The sequence below is a fragment of the Bradyrhizobium sp. 956_D2_N1_4 genome, assembly GCF_052076025.1.
Classification (GTDB): domain Bacteria; phylum Pseudomonadota; class Alphaproteobacteria; order Rhizobiales; family Xanthobacteraceae; genus Bradyrhizobium; species Bradyrhizobium barranii.
On the sequence record NZ_CP197237.1, the window covers coordinates 1,050,586 to 1,075,855 of the forward strand.

The 25,270-nt window shown below is 63.9% G+C and carries 20 protein-coding genes; 17 read left to right on the forward strand and 3 right to left on the reverse strand.

Translation table 11 applies throughout. The annotated features are described in order from the left end of the window. The first annotated feature begins 117 nt into the window (after positions 1-117). The 9 genes from AB7535_RS04955 (at position 118) to AB7535_RS04995 (ending at position 9,677) form a co-directional block, all read left to right on the forward strand. Positions 118-873 (forward strand): TetR/AcrR family transcriptional regulator, encoded by a 756-nt coding sequence (locus AB7535_RS04955; RefSeq protein ID WP_193560924.1) that lies wholly within the window; start codon positions 118-120, stop codon positions 871-873. A 321-nt stretch (positions 874-1,194) separates the two neighbouring features. Continuing rightward, positions 1,195-2,004: an ABC transporter permease gene (locus AB7535_RS04960; RefSeq protein ID WP_071915912.1), complete on the forward strand. Its 810-nt coding sequence runs from the start codon at positions 1,195-1,197 to the stop codon at positions 2,002-2,004. A gap of 62 nt (positions 2,005-2,066) precedes the next feature. Beyond that, the gene (locus tag AB7535_RS04965) at positions 2,067-3,059 is read left to right on the forward strand and encodes an ABC transporter substrate-binding protein (protein WP_085404408.1); all 993 of its coding nucleotides are present in this window, start codon (positions 2,067-2,069) and stop codon (positions 3,057-3,059) included. Continuing rightward, positions 3,056-3,904 (forward strand): ABC transporter ATP-binding protein, encoded by an 849-nt coding sequence (locus tag AB7535_RS04970; RefSeq protein ID WP_085404407.1) that lies wholly within the window; start codon positions 3,056-3,058, stop codon positions 3,902-3,904. The genes AB7535_RS04965 and AB7535_RS04970 overlap by 4 nt, the downstream gene beginning before the upstream one ends. Before the next feature lie 4 nt (positions 3,905-3,908). Further along, positions 3,909-5,297, forward strand: a complete 1,389-nt coding sequence (locus AB7535_RS04975) for a hypothetical protein (protein WP_085404406.1) — start codon at positions 3,909-3,911, stop codon at positions 5,295-5,297. A gap of 5 nt (positions 5,298-5,302) precedes the next feature. Beyond that, positions 5,303-6,454: a Gfo/Idh/MocA family protein gene (locus AB7535_RS04980; RefSeq protein WP_085404405.1), complete on the forward strand. Its 1,152-nt coding sequence runs from the start codon at positions 5,303-5,305 to the stop codon at positions 6,452-6,454. Positions 6,455-6,590: 136 nt separating this feature from the next. Continuing rightward, a complete protein-coding gene (locus AB7535_RS04985) occupies positions 6,591-7,781 on the forward strand; it encodes a dihydrodipicolinate synthase family protein (protein ID WP_085404404.1) in 1,191 nt (396 codons plus the stop codon). Further along, entirely contained in the window at positions 7,781-8,644 is an 864-nt protein-coding gene (locus AB7535_RS04990; RefSeq protein ID WP_085404403.1) for a sugar phosphate isomerase/epimerase family protein, read from the forward strand. Before AB7535_RS04985 ends, AB7535_RS04990 begins: the two co-directional genes overlap by 1 nt. 787 nt (positions 8,645-9,431) lie before the next feature. Next, the gene (locus AB7535_RS04995; RefSeq protein ID WP_343287559.1) at positions 9,432-9,677 is read left to right on the forward strand and encodes a hypothetical protein; all 246 of its coding nucleotides are present in this window, start codon (positions 9,432-9,434) and stop codon (positions 9,675-9,677) included. 166 nt (positions 9,678-9,843) lie between these two features. On the opposite strand, the gene AB7535_RS05000 is transcribed toward AB7535_RS04995, so the two are convergent. The 3 genes from AB7535_RS05000 to AB7535_RS05010 all read right to left on the reverse strand — a co-directional run bounded on the left by AB7535_RS05000 (position 9,844) and on the right by AB7535_RS05010 (position 14,442). After that, entirely contained in the window at positions 9,844-11,373 is a 1,530-nt protein-coding gene (locus AB7535_RS05000; RefSeq protein WP_244623357.1) for a Spy/CpxP family protein refolding chaperone, read from the reverse strand. Positions 11,374-11,916: 543 nt separating this feature from the next. Further along, positions 11,917-13,134 (reverse strand): ornithine--oxo-acid transaminase, encoded by a 1,218-nt coding sequence (gene rocD / locus AB7535_RS05005; RefSeq protein ID WP_085404402.1) that lies wholly within the window; start codon positions 13,132-13,134, stop codon positions 11,917-11,919. A 75-nt stretch (positions 13,135-13,209) separates the two neighbouring features. Then, positions 13,210-14,442, reverse strand: coding sequence for a cytochrome P450 (locus tag AB7535_RS05010; RefSeq protein ID WP_014496967.1), 1,233 nt, complete (start codon positions 14,440-14,442; stop codon positions 13,210-13,212). Between the two features lie 108 nt (positions 14,443-14,550). Here AB7535_RS05010 and AB7535_RS05015 point away from each other — a divergent pair, with 108 nt between their 5' ends. From AB7535_RS05015 to AB7535_RS05050, 8 genes are all read left to right on the forward strand, one after another. Then, complete coding sequence (locus AB7535_RS05015; RefSeq protein WP_439037233.1) at positions 14,551-15,093, forward strand: phosphonopyruvate decarboxylase; 543 nt, start codon at positions 14,551-14,553, stop codon at positions 15,091-15,093. Then, positions 15,090-15,680 carry a thiamine pyrophosphate-dependent enzyme gene (locus AB7535_RS05020; protein ID WP_085404400.1) on the forward strand — a complete coding sequence of 197 codons (591 nt, stop codon included), beginning with the start codon at positions 15,090-15,092 and terminating at the stop codon, positions 15,678-15,680. Before AB7535_RS05015 ends, AB7535_RS05020 begins: the two co-directional genes overlap by 4 nt. 141 nt (positions 15,681-15,821) lie before the next feature. Continuing rightward, positions 15,822-16,523 (forward strand): TetR/AcrR family transcriptional regulator, encoded by a 702-nt coding sequence (locus AB7535_RS05025; protein WP_085404399.1) that lies wholly within the window; start codon positions 15,822-15,824, stop codon positions 16,521-16,523. Position 16,524: 1 nt separating this feature from the next. Next, a complete protein-coding gene (locus tag AB7535_RS05030) occupies positions 16,525-17,718 on the forward strand; it encodes an efflux RND transporter periplasmic adaptor subunit (RefSeq protein ID WP_085404398.1) in 1,194 nt (397 codons plus the stop codon). A gap of 70 nt (positions 17,719-17,788) precedes the next feature. Beyond that, on the forward strand, positions 17,789-20,884 hold the full coding sequence (locus AB7535_RS05035; protein ID WP_071915899.1) for a MexW/MexI family multidrug efflux RND transporter permease subunit: 3,096 nt from the start codon (positions 17,789-17,791) through the stop codon (positions 20,882-20,884). 149 nt (positions 20,885-21,033) lie between these two features. Continuing rightward, entirely contained in the window at positions 21,034-23,631 is a 2,598-nt protein-coding gene (locus AB7535_RS05040; RefSeq protein ID WP_085404397.1) for a sensor histidine kinase, read from the forward strand. Beyond that, positions 23,628-24,017, forward strand: a complete 390-nt coding sequence (locus AB7535_RS05045; RefSeq protein WP_014496960.1) for a response regulator — start codon at positions 23,628-23,630, stop codon at positions 24,015-24,017. Before AB7535_RS05040 ends, AB7535_RS05045 begins: the two co-directional genes overlap by 4 nt. Beyond that, a complete protein-coding gene (locus AB7535_RS05050; protein WP_085404396.1) occupies positions 24,014-25,264 on the forward strand; it encodes an adenylate/guanylate cyclase domain-containing protein in 1,251 nt (416 codons plus the stop codon). Before AB7535_RS05045 ends, AB7535_RS05050 begins: the two co-directional genes overlap by 4 nt. The last annotated feature ends 6 nt before the right edge of the window (positions 25,265-25,270 follow it).

The window sequence follows — 25,270 nt, forward strand, 5'->3', positions numbered from 1 at the left end:
TCCCGTTCGTCATTGCGAGGAGCTCTTGCGACGAAGCAATCCAGGCTGTCTTCGCGGTGGCAGTCTGGATTGCTTCGCTGCGCTCGCAATGACGAAACTATGCGGCGGGCCTCGCGCATGATAAATGCGATCTGGACGATCACCCAGCGGGCACCCGGTTTGGCGAAAGCAACGGCAAAGCGAACTCTGAAATGGCAGCGCGACCCCGAGGGGATGCGGCTGCGCATTCTCGAGGCTGCCAAGCAGGAATTCTCCACCCACGGGCTCGCGGGCGCGCGTGTCGACCGCATCGCGGCGAAGGCCGGCGCCAACAAGCGCATGCTCTACTATCACGTCGGCAACAAGGACGAGCTCTATCTCGCGGTGCTCGAAGGCGCCTATGACAAGATCCGCAGCGAGGAGCGGGGGCTGGATCTCGAGCATCTCGATCCGCCCGAAGCGATCCGGCGCCTGATCGAGTTCACCTGGAACTACTTCCTGCGCAACCCGGAATTCCTGTCGCTGCTCCAGACCGAGAACCTCGCGCGCGCAAAGCACCTCAAGCGCTCGACCAAGGTCAAGTCGATGCACTCGCCCTTCGTCGAGATGATCCGCACCGTGGTGCTGCGCGGCGTCGACAGCGGCGACTTCCAGGTCGCGGTCGATCCGGTGCAGCTCTACATCTCGATCGCGGGGCTCTGCTTCTTCTATCTCTCCAATTCGGCCACGTTGAGCGTGATCTTCGGCCGCGACCTGCTGGACAAGAAAGCCAAGGACGAACGGCTTTCGCACATGGTCGGCCTCGTGCTGGCCGCGCTGACGGGCCGATCGACCGCGCTGTTCGAGATCGCCAAGGCGCCGAAGTCGCGCAGCGCGGTCGCGCAGACGGTTTAGCGGCCTAGTCCGCGCGTTGGCGGACCAATCGTCCGTCGTTTCCTCAATCTCCGCCGTCATTGCCCGCGAAGGCGGGCAATCCAGTATTCCAGAGACGGTTGAGATTGAACCGAGAAGCCGCGGCGTACTGGATTCCCCGCCTTCGCGGGGAATGACACCGAGGGTGAGGCGGTCTCGTGCCCCGGACGTAGCGCAGCAGCACGTCCGGGACACGAGAGGAGGCCAGGAACCGGCACAAAACGTCACAGGGAAAGCTCTGGACAGTATTTATCCAACGAGTTAATTTCTCCCCCGAACGAAGAAGAATGCCGGGAGTGAGACGTGGCTGAGTTGAAGCCGCAAGGTGCGGTATCCAAGATGCTGAATGCGGCCTGGGTCCGGCCGTTTTTGTTCCTGGTTTTCATCGTCGTCGCCTGGGACCTCGCAATCCGGCTGTTCAAAATTCCCGCCTATCAGATCCCGGCGCCGGCCGACGTCGTCGCGGTGCTGCGCACCGAATGGCCGGAACTGCTGCGCCAGTCCTGGCCGACCACCTATGCCACCGTCTGCGGCTTCCTGCTGTCGGCGCTGTTCGGCATTCCCGTCGCGATGCTGATCGCGGGCTCGAAGACGGTGGAGAGCTATGTCTATCCGCTGCTGGTGTTCTCGCAATCCGTGCCGAAGATCGCGATCGCGCCGCTGTTCGTGGTCTGGTTTGGCTTCGGCATCATTCCCAAAGTGATTTCAGCCTTCCTGCTCGGTTTCTTCCCGGTGGTGGTCTCCGCCGTGCAGGGCTTCAAATCGGTCGATCCTGATATGGTCGATCTCGCCCGCGCCATGCAGGGCAGCCGGTTCCGGGTTTTCCTCGCGGTGAACCTGCCGCATGCGCTGCCGGCGATCTTCTCAGGCCTCAAAGTGTCGGTGACGCTTGCCGTGGTCGGCGCCGTCGTCGGCGAGTTCGTCGGCTCCAATTCCGGCATCGGCTACGTGATGCAGCGCTCGATCGGCACGTTCGATCTGCCGACGATGTTCGCGGCGCTGGTGATCCTGGCGCTGCTCGGCGTGATCCTGTTCTGGATCGTGGACCGGATCGAGAAGCTGGTCATTCCCTGGCATGTCAGCCAGCGTGAAGACGTGATTTTCGCCTCGTAACAAAAACTAAGGCAACGAACGGCCATCAACGGCCGACGCAACAAGGGCAAGGGAGAGAAACGATGAAGCGGTGGATAGGAGCTGTCTCGGCTGCGCTGATGGTGTTTGCGGCGATGCCCGCGCAGGCCGCCGACAAGGTCGTGCTGATGCTGAACTGGTACGTCTATGGCGAGCACGCGCCGTTCTATTACGGCAAAGCCAAGGGCATTTACGCGGCCGAAGGCATCGACCTCGAAATCCAGGAAGGCCGCGGCTCGGCTGCGACCACGCAGGCCGTGGCCGCCAAGACCGCCGATTTCGGCTATGTCGACGTCCCCACCATGATGCGCGCCGCGATCAAGGGCGCACCTGTCGTCGCGACCGGCGTGCTGCTCCAGACCAGCCCGATGTCCGCCATGGGCTTTGCCGACAAGAACATCAAGAAGCCGGAGGACATCAAGGGCAAGACGGTGGCGATCACGCCGGCCGATTCCATGACCCAGATCTGGCCGCTGTTCCTGAAGAAGACCGGCCTGAAGGAAAGCGACTTCCAGACCGTTGCCGGCGACGGCCAGACCAAGCTCAACGCCGTCATCAACGGCCAGGCCGATCTGTTGCTCGGCTACGTCATGGACCAGTCGATGAAGATCAAGGACGCCACCGGCAAGGACGTCTATCCGATCAAGTTCGCTGACTACGGCATCAACATGGTCTCCTCGGGCATCATCGCCAACGCCGACTATGTGAAGGCCAATGCCGATCTCGTCCGCCGTTTCATGTCGGCGACGACCAAGGCGGTCGAAGCCGCCGAGAAGGAGCCGAAAGCGGCTGCGCAATCGATCCTCGATGCCAACCCCAAGGGCGGCAAGATCGACACCCTGACGCAGGGCTTTGAGCTGACCATTCCGCTCTACCGGACCGCGGAGACCAAGAGCAAGCGGCCGTTCCAGGTCACCGACCAGAACATGACGGACTCCGTCAATCTGATGGTCGAATATGGCGGACTGGATGCCAAGGCCAAGGAGAACCCGAAGGCCTTCTACACCAACGATTATCTGCCGAAGAGCGGATCGTGAAGCAAGCCGCAGTCGTGAGCGAAATCGTGCAGCACGCCGCGCATCTGAGACTGGTGAGCGACCGGGCTGCCGGCGATGCGTCGGGCATCAAACTGTCCGGCGTGTCGAAAACCTACCGGACGCGCGACGGCGACGTGCCGTCGCTGCGTCCGCTCGACTTCCACATCAATGACGGCGAGTTCTTCGTCGTGGTCGGCCCAAGCGGCTGCGGCAAGTCCACGCTACTCAAGCTGATCTCGGGGTTGCTGCCGCCGACATCAGGCGAGGTCCTGGTCGAGGGTGAGAAGGTGACGAAGCCGCACGGCAATGTCGGCATCGTCTTCCAGAACGCGCTGCTGCTGCCCTGGCGCAACATCCTCGCGAACGTGATGCTGCCGATCGACATGAAGCGGCTGCCGCGACAACACTATCTCGATCGCGCCAAGGCGCTGTTGAAGCTGGTCGGCCTCGAAGGTTTCGAGAAGAAGCTGCCCTGGCAGCTCTCGGGCGGCATGCAGCAGCGCGCCTCGATCTGTCGCGCGTTGGTGCACGATCCCAAGATCATGCTGATGGACGAGCCGTTCGGCGCACTCGACGCGTTGACGCGCGAGCGCATGAATGTCGAGCTGATGCGGATCCAGCGCGAGACTAGGAAGACGGTGCTCCTGATCACGCATTCGATTCCCGAGGCCGTGTTCCTCGCCGACCGCGTGCTGGTCATGACCGAGCGGCCCGGCGCGATCGCGGCGATCTACGACGTGCCGCTGCCGCGCCCGCGCTCGCTCGATGTAATGGCCGATCCTGTCTTCACCGAGCTCGTGCAACGCATCCGCAGGCATTTTTTCTCGCAAGGTTCGCTGGATTAAAGTCATGGCGCCGCGCCTGAAGCTGCGAGACATCGCGTTCTTTGAACGTCCCGTGCATTTTGCGCGGCCGTTCCGCTTTGGCGCGATCACCATCAATGCAACGCCGCAGCTGTTCGTGCGGGTCGAGATCGAGGTCGAGGGCAGCGGGAATGCGGTCGGCGCCAGTGCCGAGCTGCTGGTGCCAAAATGGTTCGACAAGCGGCCGGAGCTGTCGCCGGCGCAGACGGTCGACGGCCTGCGGCGTTCGCTGGAAATTGCGCGGGGCCTTTATCTTGCGCGGACTGGATTCTTGACGGCGTTCGATCTGCATGCCTCGTGCATCGGTGCCCAGGTCGCGACTTGTGCAAAGAAGAATATTCCAGCGCTTGCGGCGGCTTATGGCCCGGCGGAGATCGACAAGGCGATCCTCGACGCACTGCTCCGCGCAGGCGAGACCAACTTTTTCGACGGGATGGCCGGCAACATTGCCGGCATCGATGCACGGCTTTCGCCGGACCTCAAGGAAGCGGACCTCACGGCGTTTCTCGCCGGCCGGAAGCCGCTGCCGCGCGTTGCCATCAGGCACACCGTGGGCCTCGACGATACCGTCGAAGGTGAGGGCGGTGTTGCCGATGCACGCGAGAACGCCGGTGCGTATTACTTCAAGCTGAAACTGTCGGGCGATCCCGCTGCCGATGCAGGACGGCTGGCGCGGATCGGCAAGGAACTCGACACGCTCGGGCGCGACTACAAGGTGACGCTCGACGCGAACGAGCAGTACGCCGATCTTGCCGCACTACAGGCACTGATGGATCGGCTTGATCGTGATTCCGCGCTGCGCCCGATCGCCTCGCGCTTGCTCTATGTCGAACAGCCGATGCCGCGAGACATCACCCGGCAATGCCCGCTCGGCTCGCTCGCCGCGCACGGCTTCATCATCGACGAGGCCGACGATTCCTACGATGCCTTCCCGGCGGCGCGTGCGCGCGGCTATTGCGGCATTTCCTCGAAGTCCTGCAAGGGCCTCTACAAATCCATCGTCAACGCGACGCGCGCGTCGAAATGGAGCGCGGGCGGCGCGCGGTTCTTCGTGACGGGCGAGGACCTGACCTGCCAGGCCGGCCTTGCCGTGCAGCAGGATCTCGCGCTCGGCGCCTTCATCGGCGTCACCCATGCGGAGCGCAACGGCCATCACTATGTCGACGGATTTGGCGAGACGCCGACCGCTGAAGCGCAGGCTTTCGCGCTCGCGCATCCCGATCTCTACGCCGATGCCGGGCAGGGCATCCGCCTCTCCATTCAAAACGGCGATCTCCTGACGGGATCGCTCCATGCAACGGGCTTTGCGACGTCGGTCCATCCGGACTGGTCGGCGCTCCGCCCGCTCGAACAGCCAAAATCACCTTGGGAGTAATTGGCATGACCACCCAACGCCTCGGCCTCATCATGAACGGCGTTACCGGCCGCATGGGTCTCAACCAGCATCTGATCCGCTCGATCGTCGCGATTCGCGAGCAGGGCGGCGTCCGGCTGAAGAACGGCGACCGCGTGATGCCCGATCCGATCCTGGTCGGCCGCAGCGCCGACAAGGTCGAAGCCCTCGCCAAGCGCTACAACATCACGCGCTGGACCACCGATCTCGATGCTGCGCTCGCGGACAAGAACGACACCATGTTCTTCGACGCCGCGACCACGCAGGCGCGGCCCGGTCTGCTGACCCAGGCCATCAACGCCGGCAAGCACGTCTATTGCGAGAAGCCGATCGCGACGAATTTCGAGGAGGCGCTCGAGGTCGTCAAGCTCGCCAACGCAAAGGGCGTCAAGCATGGCACGGTGCAGGACAAGCTGTTCCTGCCGGGCCTGAAGAAGATCGCCTTCCTGCGCGACTCCGGCTTCTTCGGCCGCATCCTCTCGGTGCGCGGCGAATTCGGCTATTGGGTGTTCGAAGGCGGCTGGCAGGAGGCGCAGCGGCCGTCCTGGAACTACCGCGACGAGGACGGCGGCGGCATCATCCTCGACATGGTCTGCCACTGGCGCTACGTGCTCGACAACCTGTTCGGCAACGTCCAGAGCGTGGTCTGCATCGGCAACACCGACATCCCCGAGCGTTTTGACGAGCAGGGCAAGAAGTACAAGGCGACCGCGGATGATTCCGCCTACGCGACCTTCCAGCTCGAGGGCGGCGTCATCGCGCACATCAACATGTCCTGGGTGACGCGCGTCTATCGCGACGACCTCGTCACCTTCCAGGTCGACGGCACACACGGCTCGGCGGTCGCGGGCCTGTCGGATTGCATGATCCAGGCGCGGCAGGCAACGCCCCGGCCGGTGTGGAATCCCGACGAGAAGCGGCTGCACGACTTCTACGGCGACTGGCAGAAGCTGCCTGACAACGTCACCTACGACAACGGCTTCAAGGAGCAGTGGGAGATGTTCATCCGCCACGTCTACGAGGACGCGCCCTACAAGTTCACGCTGCTCGAAGGCGTCAAGGGCGTGCAACTCGCCGAATGCGCGCTGAAGAGCTGGAAGGAGCGGCGCTGGATCGACGTCGCCCCGATCGAGGCCTGAGGTCAGTTGGATAAGCCGCGATGTTTACCAAGCCGTCATTGCGAGCGAAGCGAAGCAATCCAGAGTCCCTCCGCGGCGACGGTCTGGATTGCTTCGTCGCTTCGCTCCTCGCAATGACGGGGAGAGGTCTGAAATCATGAACAAACCCGTCCAACCAATGTCGTCATTGTCGCTCAAGCTCCCGAAAGCGGATCGTTCGATCGAGACCTACCGGCTCGCGGCGTCGCGAACGTTCCCCGCGAAGCTCGAAGGACCTTTGAACCGCATCGCGTTCTCGGCCGTGCACACGGTTGTCGATCCCTTTGCGGACAACGATCCCTGGCTCTCGGCTGCCATCGACTGGGACAAGACCATCGCCTTCCGCGAGCATGTCTGGGACCTCGGCCTCGGCGTCGCCGAAGCCATGGACACCGCGCAGCGTGGGATGGGGCTGGACTGGCCGACCTCGCTGGAGCTGATCACACGTTCGGTCGGTGCCGCCAAGCGGCGCAATGCGCTGGTGTTCTCCGGCGCAGGTACGGATCATCTTGCGGTCGAGGATGCCAAGAGCCTCGACGACGTCATTCGCGCCTATGAGGAGCAGCTCTCGGCCGTCGAGAAGGTCGGCGGCCGCATCATCCTGATGGCGTCGCGTGCTCTCGCAAAACTCGGCCGCAGCGCCGACGATTACGCCAAGGTCTACAACCGCGTGCTGTCGCAGGTCCGCGAGCCCGTGATCATCCACTGGCTCGGCGATATGTTCGATCCCGCTCTGACCGGATATTGGGGCACCAAGGACCTGGACAAGGCGATGGACGTTGCGGTGGCCATCATCAACAACAACGCGGCCAAGGTTGACGGCGTCAAGGTTTCGCTACTCGACAAGCAGCGCGAGATCGACATGCGCAGGCGCCTGGACAAGCGCATCAAGATGTACACCGGCGACGATTTCAACTACGCGGAGCTAATCGCCGGCGACGACCAGGGCTTTTCGCACGCACTGCTCGGCATCTTCGATGCCATCGCGCCGGCTGCCTCTTATGCGTTGTCACGCCTCGCGGCAGGCGACGAGGCCGGCTTCCACGACGTGCTGGGGCCGACCGTGCCGCTGTCGCGTCATATCTTCAAGGCGCCGACGCGCTTCTACAAGACCGGCGTGGTGTTCATGGCCTATCTCAACGGCCACCAGGATCATTTCACCATGGTCGGGGGACAGGAGAGCGCGCGCTCGATGCTGCATCTGGCCGAGCTGTTCCGCCTCGCCGATCAGGCCGGGCTGCTGGCCAACCCCGAACTGGCGACCCGTCGCATGAAAACAGTGCTGGCCTCTCACGGGCTGGACTCCTGATGCGCGATTTTTCGTCCGACCATCGCTGGCTGTCGCTCAACACGGCGACGGTCCGCAAGCAGGGTGACCTCGTCGAGATCATCGACGCCTGTGCGAAGCATGGCATCCGCGCCATCGACCCCTGGCGCGATCAGGTCGCTGCCGTCGGTCTCGACCGCGCCGCACGCGCGGTGCGCGACGCCGGCCTCGAGCTGTCGGGCTATTGCCGCGGCGGCATGTTCACCTCGGACGCATCGCGTCGCGGCGAAGTGCGCGACGACAACCGCCGCTGCGTCGACGAAGCCAAGGCGCTGGGCGCGCCCTGCATCGTTCTCGTCGTCGGCGGTCTGCCGCAATATTCGCGGCCGGGCAGCGAGGCGTCCAAGGACATCGTCGCAGCGCGCGGTCAGGTCGAGGAGGCTCTCGCCGAGATGCTCGACTATGCCAGACAGGCAAAGCTGCCGCTGGCGATCGAGCCCTTGCATCCGGCCTACGCTGCCGACCGCGCCTGCGTGAACACGACGAAACAGGCGCTCGACATCTGCGATCGGCTCGACCCGGGCCGCAGCGGCATGCTTGGCGTCGCGCTCGACGTCTATCACATCTGGTGGGATCCGGAGCTGATGGCCCAGATCGCGCGTGCCGGCAAGGATCGCCTGCTGGCCTTCCATGTCTGCGACTGGCTGGTGCCGACCAGGGACATCCTCAACGACCGCGGCATGATGGGCGACGGCGTGATCGACATCAAATCGGCGCGCGCCGCTGTCGAAGCGCAAGGCTATGCCGGTTATTCGGAGATCGAGATCTTCTCCAACGACTGGTGGAGCAAGCCGATGGACGAGGTGCTGCGCACGTGCATTACGCGGCACAGGACGGTGGTCTAGCTCCCACGCGCGCTGTCCTCACGGGCTTGCGACTTGTTGCCGCGTGTTGAAGCGCGCCTTCCCCTTCACGGCACCGAAGCGGCGGGCTCGCTCAGCGAGCCGGTTGGAGTACCACCAACGAGAGGTGGACAGCCGTCAGCTTTCAGGCAGAATGATATCATCCCGATGCCGCAGCCTCGCCACGGTCTGCGCCAGATCGGATGCGGTAATCAGTGGCATCAACGATCGGCAGGCACGGCGGATGTACCCACGCCTGATGATCTTGAATGGCCCCGGCGCGCAATCGTCGGGGCCATTGTTGTGATCGGCGGGGCAAGGCTAGCGACTTTTGCCGGAGGCCCCGGCGTGTTCCAGCCCCAGGCCCGTTCTATTGCGGCAATAAGGAAAGACCGCCCGAAGGCGGTCTTGCAGTCCAATGTGCCGGGCCAAAATAGTTTCGGGATCAAACCTTGTCCGGCCCGGTCTAATCGCCAGCTAACCACTATCCCGGGAAGGCCGCTGACAATTAAGATTTCAGTCCTGAAATGGAATGCACCAGCGACTTGGGAACCCGTCGTCCGACGCGAGTCTTGTTGCGTGCCTGCGTACAGCGCTGGCCGAAGGGGCTACGGCGCTGAGAACTTCGACTAGCTCTCAGGCTGGAGCTGCTCACGTCGGTGAAAAGTCAGACGATTGCGCTATCATCGATTGACCGTCAAACACCGGACTATCACTCGTCAATTCAATCTGCGAAATTGTGACAACATAAGTGCGCTTGTAAACAAGCTGGCGCGAAGGGAGGTTCGCAGTGGAGGCAGTGGAGAGAGTGCAGCGCTTGCGTGCGATGAGTTCGCTGTGCCGCCAACAGGCCGCGTACAACAGCATGAACAAATGGAAGCTGCTCGCAGAAGCAGAATACTGGGACCACCTGGCCGATCTTGAGTTGTCTGCTCACTCCCAGCAATGCAGCGCCATCAGCTCGGATGAGAAAGAGCGGCCTCAAGCGATCCCAACCGCGACTGACGCTGGACCGAAGACGATTTCCGTCGCGTGAGGTCAAGGCGAGGCGGTTGTTTGCATTCCGTGCCACCGCATTTCTCACAGAGAGAAGCGGCCCGGACACGTATGTTCTGGCCGAACTGTGGAGCAGGGCGATGATGGCACCCCGCGTCGCTCGGCCGCTGCGCACATTGCAACGAGGGAATGCGACGCTGCTGCCGTCACGGGCCTGCGAGCTGTTGCAGCGTGTTGAAGCGCGCCTTCTGCTCGCTGCTCAGCGTGGCATAGAACTCGTCCAGGGCGGGCTCGACCAGCTTGGCGGCCTGAAGCATGGCCTCGAGCCGGTGCTGCATCGCCTCTAGTCGTCCGACCGGCGTCAGCGGTACATCGTTCGGACAGGCCGCCTGTAGGCCCTCAACGCCCTTCGCCGTCGCCTCGCCGAGGCGGTCGAGCGCTTCCTTCTGCTTGCCCGCGGGGTGGAGGACAGCCTCGATCCTCTGGATCGGCAACTGGGTCAGGCCGGACTTCGGATCGCCGCAGCCTTCGGCACTGGCTTCCTGGGCATTGGCTTCCTGCTGCCGAGGCGAGCGGTCGCCGATTTTGGGGCCGAGCGCGTTGAAGCGGGCCTGCTGCTCGTCACTGAGCGAGTTGTAAAAAGTCTCCAGTGCCGGTCGCACGATCTTGACAGCATCCAGTGTCGCGCTGACGCGGTTCATCATCGCCCGCAAGCGGCCAGGCGGCGTCAGTGCATATGTCTCTGCGCAGGAGTCCTTGAAAACACCGGCGGCGTTGGCCGCCGCGGTCTTCAACGCGTCGAGCAGCGCGCGTTGCTCCGCCGTCGGCCGCACTGCCCGCGTGATATCGTCAAGCGGCCAAGCGGTGACGCCCTTGTCCGGTGTGCCGCACAATTGCTGCAGCGTTTGCGGGCTCACGCTGGCGCGCTGGCGCGCGCGGGTGCCGCCGCCGGCTTGCGGATAGTCATTCGGGTTGGTGCTGGCATAGGCGGAATAGGGGCTGTCATCGCCCCAGAACATGGTGTCGACGAAGTCGTCATACGCGTACGCCCAATAGCCGGGCTCGTAGGCATAGGACCAGAACGTGTAGTCAAAAATGTCGGAATAGGCGTAAGGCCAGAACACGGGCCCAAGCCATGCCACGAACACCGCGGGATGGCGGTGTCGCCAGGCCTGCCGGGGAGCCCAGCCGCTGTGGCGGGCGACGAGGGCCGCCTGGGTTTGTCCGGCCGCCCGCTCGCGGAAGTGCGCGGCAAACCGCCCGCGCGCGGCGGCCGCCGCTGCAACTGATGCAGCGGGGGCCTGCAGCCCCAGCCTCTGCTGGCGCGCCAGATCGATTTGCTGCGCCCGTTGCTCGTGCTGCAGCAGACGGTTCTGCGCCTGCAGCGCGCGTTCTTGTGCGCGTTGCGCGCGTGCGCCGTCCGGCTTTTGCGACTGCAACGTCTGCACACGCTGCTGGAGGCGATCGATGCGGGTCTGGCGCTCCGCGGTCTGGCGCGACAGCATCTCGCGCTGTCCCTGCTCGACGTGCTGCTCACGCTGTTGTACGCGCTGCTCGCGCTCCAGCAGCCTATTCTGCGACTGCAGCAATCGCTGCTGCTCGCGTTGCGCTCCCGCGCCTTCCGGCTTTTGCGACTGCAATGTCTGCACACGCTGTTGCAAGCGGTCGATGCGGCCCTGGCGTTCCGAGGCTTGGCGCGACAGCGTCTCGCGCGGCCGTTCCGGCCGCTCGCTCACGGCCGGCGGCGCGCTGGGGTGTGAGGGGGCGGCAATATGCGGCGTCGGCGGCGGTGCCATCGCCGGACGTTGCGGAGCTGCCGGCGCGCGATGGAATTCAGGTCGCGGTGCCGCCACGTGCGGGGCAGCTCGCTGCGGTGGTGCCGCGAAGTGCGGGGCCGGGCGCGGTGGCGGTGAGGCCATGCGAGGCGCCGGACTCGGCGCCATGGCCGGTCGCTGCGGCATGGCCGGAGGATGAAATGCCGGCGCAGCGGGACGCGCCATCGCAGGTGGCGCCGCCGGTCGGGCCATCGCAGGCGGCGCTGCCGGTCGGGCAGCCGCTCCCGGCGGCCCACCCCGACCATGATGGTCCTGGGCGGACGCACCGACGCTCGCCGTGAGCATCGACACACCGACCAAAAACGCCGAAAGGCACACGGCACGCGGAAGCATGATCGCAACTCCACGCTCGTCCCAGTCGCCCGGAACCGTTCAACGCGCAGGTGGCGAAATCGTTCGTTGTTGACTGCCCGCGGCCTTGCGGTCTTCCGACGCAGGCAGAGCTCAGGCGAAATCCTGCGTCAGGGTGGCAGCGATTCTCTCCAAGGCCCAATCAACCTGGTCACTGGTAATCACCAGCGGCGGGGCGAAGCGGATCGTGTGCTCGTGGGTATCCTTGGCGAGGATGCCTTCGGTCTGCAGAGCCTCACAGTAGCGGCGCGCACGGCCGGCTTCAGGGTTGAGCTCGACCGCCAGCATCAGCCCGCGTCCGCGCACGTCGCGCACCGTGTTGGCGCGGATGCTTCTGAGGCCTTTCAGGAAGCGCTCACCTTGCACCGCAGCGTTCTCGATCATCCCTTCCTCGACGAGAACGCGGAGCGCCGCCCGCGCCACCGCGCAGGCGAGCGGATTGCCACCGAATGTTGAGCCATGCTGACCTGGTTTCAGCGTGCCGAGGACCTCGTTGTTGGAAAGCACGGCCGAGACGGGATAGAAACCGCCGGACAAAGCTTTGCCGAGCAGCGTCACATCCGCCTCGATGCCCTCGTGCTGTTCCGCAAGCAGCTTGCCGGTGCGGCCGAGTCCAGTCTGGATCTCGTCGAGGATCAGCATCACGTCGTGCGCCGTGCAGAGCTCGCGCACCCCCGTGAAATAGCCTGCCGGTGGAATGATGACTCCGGCTTCGCCCTGGATGGGTTCGACCAGGAAGGCGACGGTGTTCGGCGTGATTGCGTCTTCCAGCGCGGCGAGATCGCCGAAGGGAATGATTTTGAAGCCCGGCGCAAAGGGGCCGAAATGTTCGCGCGTGGCCGCGTCGGTCGAGAAGCCGACGATGCCGAGGGTGCGTCCATGGAAATTGTTGGCGCAGACGATGATCTCGGCTTGCCCGTCGGGCACCCCCTTCACCTCATAGCCCCATTTGCGCACGGACTTGATCGCGCTCTCAACGGCTTCGGCTCCGCTGTTCATCGGCAGCACCTTGTGAGAGCCGGTGAGTTCCGCGATCTCCTCGTAGAAGGGAGCGAGCTGGTCGTTGTGGAATGCACGCGAGGTCAGGGTCAATCGGCCGGCCTGCTCGACCATGGCGGCCAGGATTTTCGGGTGGCAATGGCCCTGGTTGACCGCCGAATAGGCGGAGAGGCAATCCAGATATCGGTTGCCCTGGGTGTCCCAAACGAAAACGCCTTCGCCGCGCGACAGGACAACGCCAAGCGGCTCGTAATTGCGGGCGCCGAAGCGCGCCTCCCTCGAGATGAAATCAGCGACTGGCGGACTACTCATTCGTCACTCCAGCTCACGTGTCTTACGCATTCTAACAGATAATGCGTCGCTCGTTCGAAACGATGCCCGCGGGCCTCAACCTATAGAGCAGGGCACGCTCAGGAAGCCGCGGAACCGCACCCGTCCGCCCCGCACCGGATGGCCGCTCACGGCATAGTTCGGGAAGCGCGCCAGGAAGCGCGAGATCGCAATCGCGCCTTCGAGTCGCGCCAGCGCCATGCCGGCGCATTGATGCGCGCCGGTGGCGAAGGCGAGATGCCGGTTCGGCGTGCGCGCGATGTCAAAGCGTTCGGGCTCCGGAAACTGGGCGGGATCGCGGTTGGCCGCCCCGATGCACAGCGTCACCGACGTGCCGGCGTCGAGCATGACGCCGCCGAGCTCGATCTTCTCTGTCGTCATGCGGTTGCCGAGCTGGTTCGAGCTCTCGTAGCGCAGCATCTCCTCGACGGCAGTCTTGATCATGTCGGAGTTTTCGATCAGCCGCTGCTTCTGGTCCGGATTCCGGTGCAGCGCGACGAGGCCGTTGCCGATCAGATTGGTGGTGGTCTCGTGCCCGGCGTTGAGCAGGAAGATGCAGTTGTGCAGCAGCTCCTTCTCCGTCAGCCGCTCGCCGTTTTCCTCGCCGTTGCCTTCTCCCTGGATCAGGCGCGTCAGCACGTCACGCTCGGGATTGCCGGGCTTTTGGCGCCTGCGCGCGACCAGGGTTTCGAGATAGGCGAGGAAGTCCTTTACCGCCTTGTTGCCGCGCGCAGCCACTTCGGGCGACACCACCGGCTCGAGTGCACCGAGGATCGCCAGCGACCAGTCGCGCAGCGGCTCGCGTTCGTCGTGGGGAACGTCGAGCAGATTGCCGATCACTTCGATGGGGATCGACGCGGCGAAGTCGTCGATCAGCTCGCAAGCCCCCTTGGCGGCGATGGCATCGAGCAGGCCGTCGACCAGCTTGACGATATCGGGCTCCATCCCCGCGATCGCGCGCGGCGACAGCGCGCCCATGATCAGGCGGCGCACGCGGGTGTGGGCGGGCGGGTCGTTGAAGACGAGGCTCGTGGTGTGGTGCTCGTAAAGCGGGGTGTCGCCGTATTTCGGCGCGAACTCGCGCTTCTTGTCCGAACTGAACGACTTTGTGTTCTTGTAGGTGGTGACGAGATCGTCATAGCGGGTCAGGAACACAGTGCCGTTGGGGAGGCGCTTGACCGGCTCGTTTTCCCGCAGTGCACGATAAGTCGGGTAGGGATCGTCGTAGAATTCGGGTGTCAGCTTCTCCAGATCGAAATTGGCCGCCAGTTCTTTCGCACTTGCGTTCATCGCCGCCATACTCGCCGGTTGAGACCGATATGCTGTTTTCGCTCTTTCGAGCGGCTCGGCTCACCGTCTACAGTCGTGTCGTGATTTGCAAGCCGACCGGACAGGAAAATGCACGCCCGCGCTGACGCTGCCGACACGGCCCCGCATTGGCCCGACGATATTTTCGCGACATTGCAACGCTTCGACGTCCGGCAGGCGCCTTACGTGCCCGACGCCGGCCATTCGAAGTTGATTCAGCGCGTGCTGGCCTCAACCACGATGCGCGGCATTCCGCTGACGACGGAGGAGGAGGGCGTCGCGCTCCTGGCCGGGGCCTGGACCGGCGGACAGCGCGGCGTGCTTCTGATGCAGTCGAGCGGGGTCGGCAATTGCATCAACATGCTGTCGCTGATCCCGATCCTGCGCTTTCCGTTCCTGACGCTCGTGACCATGCGCGGCGAGTGGGGCGAGTTCAATCCATGGCAGGTGCCGATGGGATCGACCACGCATTGCGTGTTCGAGCTCTCTGGCGTCCAGGTGCTGCGCGCGTCCAATGCGGCCGAGGTGCCGGCCGTGCTGGAGGCGGCCGCAGCGCAGGCCTACAACGCGCTCACGCCCACCGCCGTCCTGCTGTCGCAGCGCCTGATCGGCGCCAAGGTTTTCACCAAATGAGCAAGGCCAATCTCCTCGACCGCCGCCAGGTGGTGTCTACCCTGCTTGCGAACCGCAAGAACGTCGTCGCAATCGGCGGCCTCGGGGCCTCCACCAACGACATGTGTGCCGCTGGCGACCACGCGCGCAACTTCTACCTCTGGGGCGGCATGGGCGGCGCGGCGATGATCGGGCTTGGTCTGGCGCTGGCGCAACCAAAACTGCCGGTGCTGGTCATCACCGGCGACGGCGAGATGCTGATGGGGATGGGGAGCCTTGCCACCATCGGCCTGCAGAAGCCGTCCAACCTCTCGATCGTGGTGCTCGACAACGAGGCCTATGGCGAGACCGGTGGCCAGACCAGCCACACCTCCGCAGCTGCCGACCTCGTCGGCGTCGCCAGGGCCTGCGGCATCGGGGACGCCCGCGCGATCTCGACCATGGCCGAGGTCGAGGCCTTCGCCAAAGCCGTCCACAACGTCTCGGCGGGGCCGCGATTTGCCAATGTGAAGATCGATAGCGCCAGCCTGGACCGGATTCTCCCAGTCCGGGACGGGACTTACATCGTCAACCGGATCCGTGGCGATCTCGGCTTCCAGCCGATCTAGCCCTGCTTGGCTCCGTCCTGAGCAACGTTCCGGGCCCTCCGGGCGGGGAAGTGTGACCATTTTCCAACAAGTTTGCACCCACGTAGGTTGCGTCGCAGCATTCTGCTTGACTTTTGCGTGGGTGAGTGCTTACTCACTAACATGAGCTCACTGCGAATGACGAGCGACCTGAGGCGTCAATTGATCCTCGGTGCCGCAAAACGCTGCTTTGCCCGACACGGCTATACCGGCACCACGACCAAGAGCGTGGCGGCCGCCGCTGCCATTTCCGAGGCGCTGCTGTTCAAGCATTTTCCGTCCAAGGCGGCGCTCTACGCCGAGATCCTCAGCGACGAGTGCGAAGCCGATCCGGCACTGACGGACCTGCTCGAGCGGGAGCCCTCGACGGCCACGCTGGTCGAGTTGATCCGCGGCATGGTCCAGCATTTCCTCCACATCGCCGACGGGCCCGATCAGGAGGAGGCGCAGCGCCTGCGACTGATGGCCACCAGCCATCTGGATGACGGCGAATTCGCCCGTCTGCTATATGCCAAGATCGAGAAGCTGATCGGGGCGGTCTTCCTCGCCTCGCTCGAGCGCGCGGTTGCCAGCGGTGACGCGCGGCCGTTCAGCGGCGATCCGCTCAACCTGTTCTGGTTCGCGCATCATTCGGTGATGATGGCTGCGCTGACCAGGCTGCCGGCCACGCCCTGCCTCGTCTACGGCAAGGCGAACGATCTGGAGCGGCAGCTCTGTGAGTTTCTCCTGAGGGGTATCGGACTTAACGACGCCGCAATTGCTTCGCATTTGGGCCGCGATCAGGCCGCGGATGCGGGCAAGACGGCGATTGCAGAAAGCGCATGACATGAACATCGTAACCGAACACAAGATTTCGGGCGAACCGATCGACACCAAGGCTCCCAAGCGTCCGGTCAGGCCGGTGCTGTGGTTCATCATCGTCGGCACGCTCCTGGGCGTGCTCGTTGGCGGCCTCGTCTGGTTCAATTACTTCCGCGGCCAGATGATCAAGCAGTTCTTCGCCAACAACAAGCCGCCGCCGACCGCGGTCAGCGCGGCCGAGGCGAAGTCCGAGGTGGTGCCGAACCTGCTCACCGCAGTCGGTGGCCTTGCCGCCGTGCACCAGGTCGACGTCAGCGCCGACGTCAACGGCCGCGTCACCGAGATCAAGTTCGAGCCGGGTACGCATGTCGATTCCGGCACGCCACTGGTGCAGTTCTTCGACATGCCGGAGCAGGGCGACCTCGCCAACTACAAGGCGCAGGCAACCGTCGCACAGCTCTCGCTCGACCGCGCCAAGCAGCTGGCATCGCGCCAGTTCGGCCCGCAGGCGACCGTCGATAACGCGCAGGCCGCCTACGATCAGGCGCTGGCCGGCATCGCCAAGACCGAGGCGGTGATCTCGCAGAAGCTGGTGCGTGCGCCGTTCTCCGGCGATCTCGGCGTCCGCAAGGTCGAAGTCGGCCAGTACCTGACGGCCGGCACGGCGATCGTCTCGCTGACCGATCTGTCGGAGCTGTGGGCCAACTTCACGGTGACCGAAAAGGACTCGGGCAACCTCAAGGTCGGCCAGCCGGTCCGGCTCAAGGTCGACGCCTACCCCGGCCGCACCTTCGATGCCAAGATCACCACGATCGAGCCGCAGGTCGCGGCCGACACCCGCAACATCCGCGTGCAGGCGACGGTCGCCAATCCGGAGAAGATCCTGAAGCCGGGCATGTTCGTGACCACGACGGTGGTGCTGCCGGCGAAGCCGGCCGTGATCACCGTGCCGGAAACGGCGGTCGATTACACGCTGTACGGCGACTCCGTGTTCGTGATCACCGAGAAGAAGGAAGAGGACGGCAAGACCAGCCTCTCCGCAGTGCGCACGTTCGTGCAGACCGGCAGCCGGGTCGACGGTCGCGTCGAAATCATCAAGGGCGTGAAGGTGGGCGACAAGGTCGTCGCTGTCGGCCAGCTCAAGCTGCAATCGGGCGCCCCAGTTGCGATCTCGACCGATCCGGCGCCGCAGATCCCGGCGCAGCCGCCGCGCTACTGATCCAATACATCCAGGTGATCCGGCCTCGCCGGGTCACTTTTCTTGAGACAAAGAAATCGAGATCGCCGCGATGCGCTTTACCGATATTTTCATCAAGCGACCGGTCCTGTCGGTCGTCGTCAGTCTGCTGATCCTGCTGATCGGCCTGCGCGCGGCGATGGTGCTGCCGATCCGGCAATATCCGAAGCTGTCGAACACGGTCATCAACATCACGACCGTCTATCCCGGCGCGTCCGCAGACCTGATCCAGGGCTTCATCACGACGCCGATCGAGCAGGCGGTCGCCTCGGCCGAAGGCGTCGACTACATGACCTCGTCCTCGGTGCTCGGCACCTCGACGATCCAGGTCTACATCAAGCTGAACTTCGATCCGAACCAGGCGCTCACCGAGGTGCTCGCCAAGACCAACTCGGTCAAGTACCTGATTCCAAAGGAATCCAACGACCCGATCGTCACCAAGACCACCGGCCAGACCACGGCCGTGATGTATCTCGGCTTCTCCTCCGAAGAGCTGTCGGGCTCGGCGATATCAGACTATCTGACGCGTGTGGTGCAGCCGGTGCTGTCGACGGTCGACGGCGTGGCCTCGGCCGACATTCTGGGCGGCCAGACCTTTGCGATGCGGCTGTGGCTCGATCCCATGAAGATGGCCGGCCGCAACGTGTCGCCGGCCGATGTCGCCGCCGCGATCGCCGCCAACAACTTCCAGTCCGCAGCGGGGCAGACCAAGGGCTATCTGATCGTTTCCAACATCTCGACGAACACCAGCCTGACTGACGTCAACCAGTTCAGGAAGATGATCGTCAAGGCCAAGGACGGCGGCTTTGTGCGGATGGAGGACATCGCCACAGTCGAACTCGCCGCCCAAAGCACGGATGCCAGCGTCGCCTTCAATGGCGAGCATGCGATCTTCATTGGCGTGAACGCGACGCCGCAGGGCAACCCGCTGACGCTGGTCAAGGGCGTGCGCGCACTGTTCCCCGAACTCGAGCGCAATCTTCCGCCGTCGATGAAGATGAAGGTCGCCTACGACTCGACCAAGTTCATCCAGTCTTCGATCGACGAGGTGGAGAAGACGCTGGGTGAAGCCGTGATCATCGTGATCGTGGTCATCTTCCTGTTCCTGGCCTCGCTCCGTTCGGTCATCATTCCCGTCGTCACCATTCCGCTGTCGATGATCGGCGTCTGCACCTTGATGCTGGCGTTGGGTTTCAGCTTCAACCTTCTGACCCTGCTCGCGATGGTGCTCGCGATCGGCCTCGTGGTCGACGACGCCATTGTCGTGGTGGAGAACATCCATCGCCATCTGGAGGAGGGGAAGACGCCGGTTCAGTCGGCGCTGGAAGGCGCGCGCGAAATCGTTGGGCCGGTCATCTCCATGACCATCACGCTCGCGGCGGTGTACGCGCCGATCGGCTTCCTCGGCGGCCTGACCGGTTCGCTGTTCCGCGAATTCGCCTTTACGCTCGCGGGCTCGGTGATCGTGTCAGGTGTGATCGCGCTGACGCTGTCGCCGATGATGTGCTCTATTCTGCTCAAGAATACCGAAGAGGGCCGCTTCGCCAAGCTGGTCAACAAGGTGTTCGGCGCTTTGACGCGCTGGTATGGGCGCAGGCTCGACCGCTCGCTCGATTACAAGGCGATCACCGGTCTGTTCGCGGTGACGATCCTCGGGCTGGTCGGCTTCCTCTACATGCACACCTCGAAAGAGCTGGCGCCTGAGGAGGACCAGGGCATCGTGTTCGCGGTGACCAAGGCGCCGAAATACGCCAACATCGACTATGTCGATTTCTACGGCGAGAAGCTCGACGAGAAATTCCAGAAGTTCCCCGAAACCGATCTGCGCTTCGTGCTGAACGGCATCAACGGCCCGCAGGGCGGCATCGCCGGCATGCTGCTGAAGTCGTGGGACGAGCGCAAGCGCTCGTCGATCCAGTTGAAGCCGCTGGTGCAGGCCGAGCTTTCCAAGATCGAGGGCGTGCAGGCTTTCGCGTTCAACCTGCCGCCGTTGCCGGGTGGCCCCGGCGGTCTGCCGGTTCAGATGGTGATCAATTCCACCGCGGGCTTCCAGACGGTCTATGAGCAGATGGAGAAGCTGAAGGACGCCGCGCGCAAGAGCGGCATGTTCATCGTCTCCGACAGCGACCTCGCCTACAACCAGCCGAACGTGGAGGTCACGATCGACCGCACCAAGGCGCAGGATCTCGGCGTTAACATGCAGAACCTCGGCTCTACGCTCGCGGTGCTGCTCGGTGGCAACTACATCAACCGCTTCAATCTGGAGGGCCGGTCCTACCAGGTGATCCCACAGGTGCCGCGCAGCAGCCGGCTCTCGCCGGAATCGCTCGGCGGCTATTATGTGACGACCAACACGGGCCAGCAGCTCCCGCTGTCGACCGTGGTCTCGGTCAGGACCAAGACTGATCCGAATTCGCTGACGCATTACAATCAGCTCAATTCGGCGACGTTCTCGGCTGTGCCGATGCCCGGCGTGACGGTCGGATCGGCGGTCGACTTCCTCGAAGGCGAGGCCAAGAAGCTGCCGGCCGGCTTCAGCCACGATTATCTCGCGGACTCCAGGCAATACGTGCAGGAGGGCAACCAGCTTGCGATCACCTTCGGTTTTGCGCTGATCATCATCTTCCTGGTGCTGGCGGCGCAGTTCGAGAGCCTGCGTGACCCGTTCGTGATCATGATCTCGGTGCCGATGGCGATCGTGGGTGCGCTGATCCCGCTGTTCTTTGGCATGGCGACCATGAACATCTACACCCAGGTCGGTCTGCTGACCCTGGTCGGCCTGATCACCAAGCACGGCATCCTGATGGTGGAGTTCGCCAACGAGCTCCAGGTCAACGAGCGGCTCGACCGCCGCTCGGCCATCGAGATGTCGGCCCGCATTCGTCTGCGGCCGATCCTGATGACCACGGCCGCGATGGTGACCGGCCTGATCCCGCTCCTGACTGCGTCCGGCGCGGGCGCGGCCAGCCGCTTCTCGATCGGCCTCGTGGTGGTCGCCGGCATGTCGATCGGTACGCTGTTCACGCTGTTCGTGCTGCCCGCAGTCTACGTCGTGCTGGCAACCGACCACCGCGCGGCGGCCGATTCCGAGCGGAACAAGGAGGTCAACGATCTCGACCTCAATTCCAAGGCGCTGCGACCGACCTGAGCCGCAGGTCAGCGAACCAGAGGGCGGCAGCGGCATCCGTTGCCGCCCTTTTCATTTGCCCCGCAGCCTGCGGACGCCGTCAGGCTTAGGGGGAGCCCTTTCCGCGTTGGCGAGAGACAAGTTCCGGCCTTCTTGCTAGATTCGCCGGGATGAGCATCTCCCTCCACCCCGACACCCCGCAAGCCAGGACGGCGCCGAGCGCGGCCGCGGCTGGCGTCGTGCCCGGCGAGGCGGCGGGGCGCGGGATCAGGACCCGGCTTTTCACCAAATATGTCGCGCTCTTCGTGGCCGTCGTCGCCATTGCGCTGCTGGCCAACGGGCTGTTCGAGGTCTTCTTCTATTATCGCGAGCACAAGGCCGCGCTGATCCGGGTCCAGCATGAGCAGGCGGAGGCGGCGGCGGCCAAGATCGGCCAGTTCGTCAAGGAGATCGAGAGCCAGCTAGGCTGGACCACGCAGCTGCCCTGGTCGGCGGGCTCGATCGAGCAGCGCCGGTTCGACGCACAACGGCTGCTGCGCCAGGTGCCCGCGGTCACAGAGCTCGCCCAGGTGGATGCGACCGGCAAGGAGCGCTTGCGGGTCTCGCGGCTGGCCATGGACGCGATCGACAGCGGGATCGACCTGTCGGCCGACCCGAAGTTCACCGAGGCGGTCGCGCACAAGGTCTATTACGGCCCGGTCTATTTCCGCAGGGAGTCCGAGCCCTACATGACGCTCGCGCTGGCCGGCGCGCGCAAGGATGCCGGCGTCAGCATCGCGGAGGTCAATCTCAAGCTGATCTGGGACGTCGTGTCCCAGATCAAGGTCGGCGAACACGGGCACGCCTATGTGGTCGGCCCGGAGGGACGCCTGATCGCGCATCCCGACATCAGCCTGGTGCTGCGCAACACCGACATGTCGGGCCTCGCGCAGGTGCGCGCCGCGCAGGCTGGAGGCGGCACCCTGTCCGACGCGCTCCCCGAAGCGCGCAATATCCAGGGGCAGAAGGTGCTGACCACATCGGCCCCGATCGAGCCGCTGCATTGGACCATGCTCGTCGAGCTGCCGGTCGAGGAGGCCTATGCGGCGCTCTATGCTTCGCTGCAGCGGCTGGCGATCGTGTTGCTCGCAGCGTCGATCTTCGCGGTGCTCGCCGGGATTTTTCTCGCACGCCGCATGGTCGGACCGATCCAGGCCCTGCGCAGCGGCGCCGAGCGGATCGGCGGCGGCGATTTCTCGCAGCGCATCTCGATCAAGACCGGCGACGAGCTCGAAGGACTCGCCGACCAGTTCAACGACATGGGCGCGCGATTGCAGGAATCCTATGCGGATTTGGAAAACAAGGTCGAGCGGCGGACGGCTGAATTGTCCGAAACGCTCGAGCAACAGACGGCGACTTCTGAGGTGCTGGAGGTCATCAGTTCCTCTCCGGGCGAACTCGCTCCCGTGTTCTACAAAATGCTCGAAAATGCGACGCGGGTCTGTGGCGCAAGTTTCGGCGTCATGAATCTCTGGGACGGTGAAAGCTTCACGATTGCGGCGGATTACAATGTGCCGGCTGCGTTCGCTGCTTCGCGAAAAGATGTGGAAATCCGACCTCGTCCGAACAGCGCGCTCGCCGAGGTCGTCAGGACACGTGAGGTCGTCCACGTTCACGATGTGCGAAACACACCTGCCTATCTTGCTGGTGGGCCTGCCGTTCGCGCGATCTCAGACGTCGCCGGCGCCCGTACGATCGTCATCGTGCCGATGCTGAAGGAGAACGAGCTGATTGGCACGATCGCGGTCTATCGCAAGGAGGTCCGTCCGTTCGCCGACAAGCAGATCGCACTGGTTGAGAATTTCACCAAACAGGCTGTGATTGCGATCGAGAACGCTCGACTGCTCAAGCAGCTTCGTGAGCGTACCACGGAGCTGTCGCAGTCGCTCGACAATCTGCGTACCGCGCAGGATCGCCTGATCCAGACCGAGAAGCTCGCCTCCCTCGGCCAGCTCACGGCGGGGATCGCCCACGAGATCAAGAACCCGCTCAATTTCGTCAACAATTTCTCCTCGGTCTCGACCGAGCTGATCGATGAACTCAACCAGGCCCTGCAATCGGCTTCGCTCGACGGCAAGACGAAGGAGGAGGTCGACGAGCTGACCGGCATGCTCAAGAGCAATCTCGAGAAGGTGGTGCAGCACGGCAAGCGCGCCGATTCCATCGTCAGGAACATGCTGCTGCATTCGCGCGCGGGTTCCGGCGAGCATCGTCCCAGCGATATCAATGCCATCGTCGAGGAAAGCCTCAATCTCGCCTATCACGGCGCGCGCGCGGAACGGCCCGCCTTCAACGTCACGCTCGAGCGCGAGTTCGATCCCGGGGCCGGGATGGTCGATGTCTATCCGCAGGAGATCGCGCGCGTCTTGCTCAATTTGATCTCGAACGGCTTCTATGCTGCGGCCAAGCGCAAGGAGAGCGCGACGGACGGCTTCGAGCCCACCTTGAACGCGGCCACCAAAAACCTCGGCGACAAGGTCGAGATCCGGATCCGCGACAACGGCACAGGGATTCCGCCCGAGGTGAAGGCGAAACTGTTCAATCCGTTCTTCACCACCAAGCCGGCCGGCGAGGGCACCGGGCTTGGCCTGTCCATGAGTCATGACATCGTCGTGAAACAGCACGGCGGCACGATCGACGTGAACACCACACCCGGTGTATTCACCGAATTCATCATCACGTTGCCGCGCCAGATGGCGGCGGACGATACTCCCGGAGGCAAGAATTGAACGTTTACATCCTGGTCGTCGATGACGAGCCCGACGTCGAGGCGCTGTTCCGGCAGCAGTTCCGGCGTGACCTGCGCGCCGGACGCTTCCAGATGGAATTCGCGCCGTCCGCGTCCGATGCGCTCAGGCTCGCCTCCGAGGTGCGCGACCCCTCGTTGATCCTGATCCTGTCCGACATCAACATGCCCGGCATGAGCGGGCTCGACATGCTGCCCAAGGTGCGCGCCGAGCATCCGGACGTTCCCGTCATCATGATCACGGCCTATGGTGACGCCGAGACGCGCCGGAAGGCGATCGAGCGTGGCGCCATCGGGCTCCTCACCAAGCCGATCGATTTTGCGCTGCTGCGGCAGGAGATCGACACGAGGCTCGAGCAAGCCGCATGACTTCGACCATCCTCTTCGTCGATGACGAGCCAGACCTCGAGGCGCTGATCCTGCAAAAGTTTCGCAGGCAGATCCGCGACGGGCTCGTCGACATCATGTTTGCACGCGACGGCGTCGAGGCGCTGGAATCCCTCGAGCAGAACCCGCATGTCGACATGGTGGTCTCCGACATCAACATGCCGCGGATGGATGGGCTGTCGCTGCTGGCGAAGCTCCAGGAGGCCGAGGACAAGAAGTCGACCATCATCGTCTCGGCCTATGGCGACATGAGCAACATCCGCACCGCCATGAACCGCGGCGCGTTCGACTTCCTCACCAAACCGATCGACTTCGCCGACCTGGAAGCCACGATCGAGAAGACCATTCGCCATATCGAGATGCTGCGCGAGGTACGGCGCCGTCAGATGGAGGCGGAGCGGGCCCATGCCGCGCTATCGCGCCATTTCTCGCCCGAGCTCGCCAAGCGTCTGGTGGCTGGCGGCGAGGGTGAGGGGATCGAGGTGCAGTGGCGCGATGTCGCCACCATCTTCACCGATATCACCGGGTTCACCTCCCTGGTCGAGAGCGCGCCGCCCGAGACGCTGGGCGCGCTCCTCAACGAATATGTTGGCGGGATGACCGAAACCATCTTCGCGCATGAGGGGACGGTCGCAAAAATCATCGGCGATGCGATCCAGGTGCTCTTCAATGCGCCCGGCGATCAGCCGGACTATGCGACGCGTGCGGTCGCCTGCGCCCATGACCTCGATGCCTGGGCGCAGGATTTCTGCGCGCGCCAGAGGGCCGTGGGCGTGAACTTCGGCACCACCCGCATCGGCATTCACGCCGGGCCGGCTCTGGTCGGCAATTTCGGAGGCAACCGCTTCTTCGACTACACCGCGTATGGAGACACCATCAACATCGCGGCGCGACTGGAGGCCGCCAACAAGCATCTGGGAACACGCATCTGCGCCAGTGCCAGCGTCGCCAAGGCGGCCGAGCATTTTCAAGGCCGTCCCGTGGGTGATCTGATGCTGCGCGGACGCAGCGAACCGCTGCGCGCGTTCGAACCGTTGCTGCAGGAAAAATTCGAAGCGCCAAGGACGGCGCAATATTCCGAGGCTTTTGCCAAGATGGAAGCCGGCGACGTCGCGGCGATGCCGGCCTTTGCCGCGCTGGTCGGGATCCACGCCGACGATTCCCTGGCCGGCTTTCACCTGAAGCGCCTGCTCAACGGCGCCAAGGGTGTCCGCATGAAACTGGAATAGGAGTTC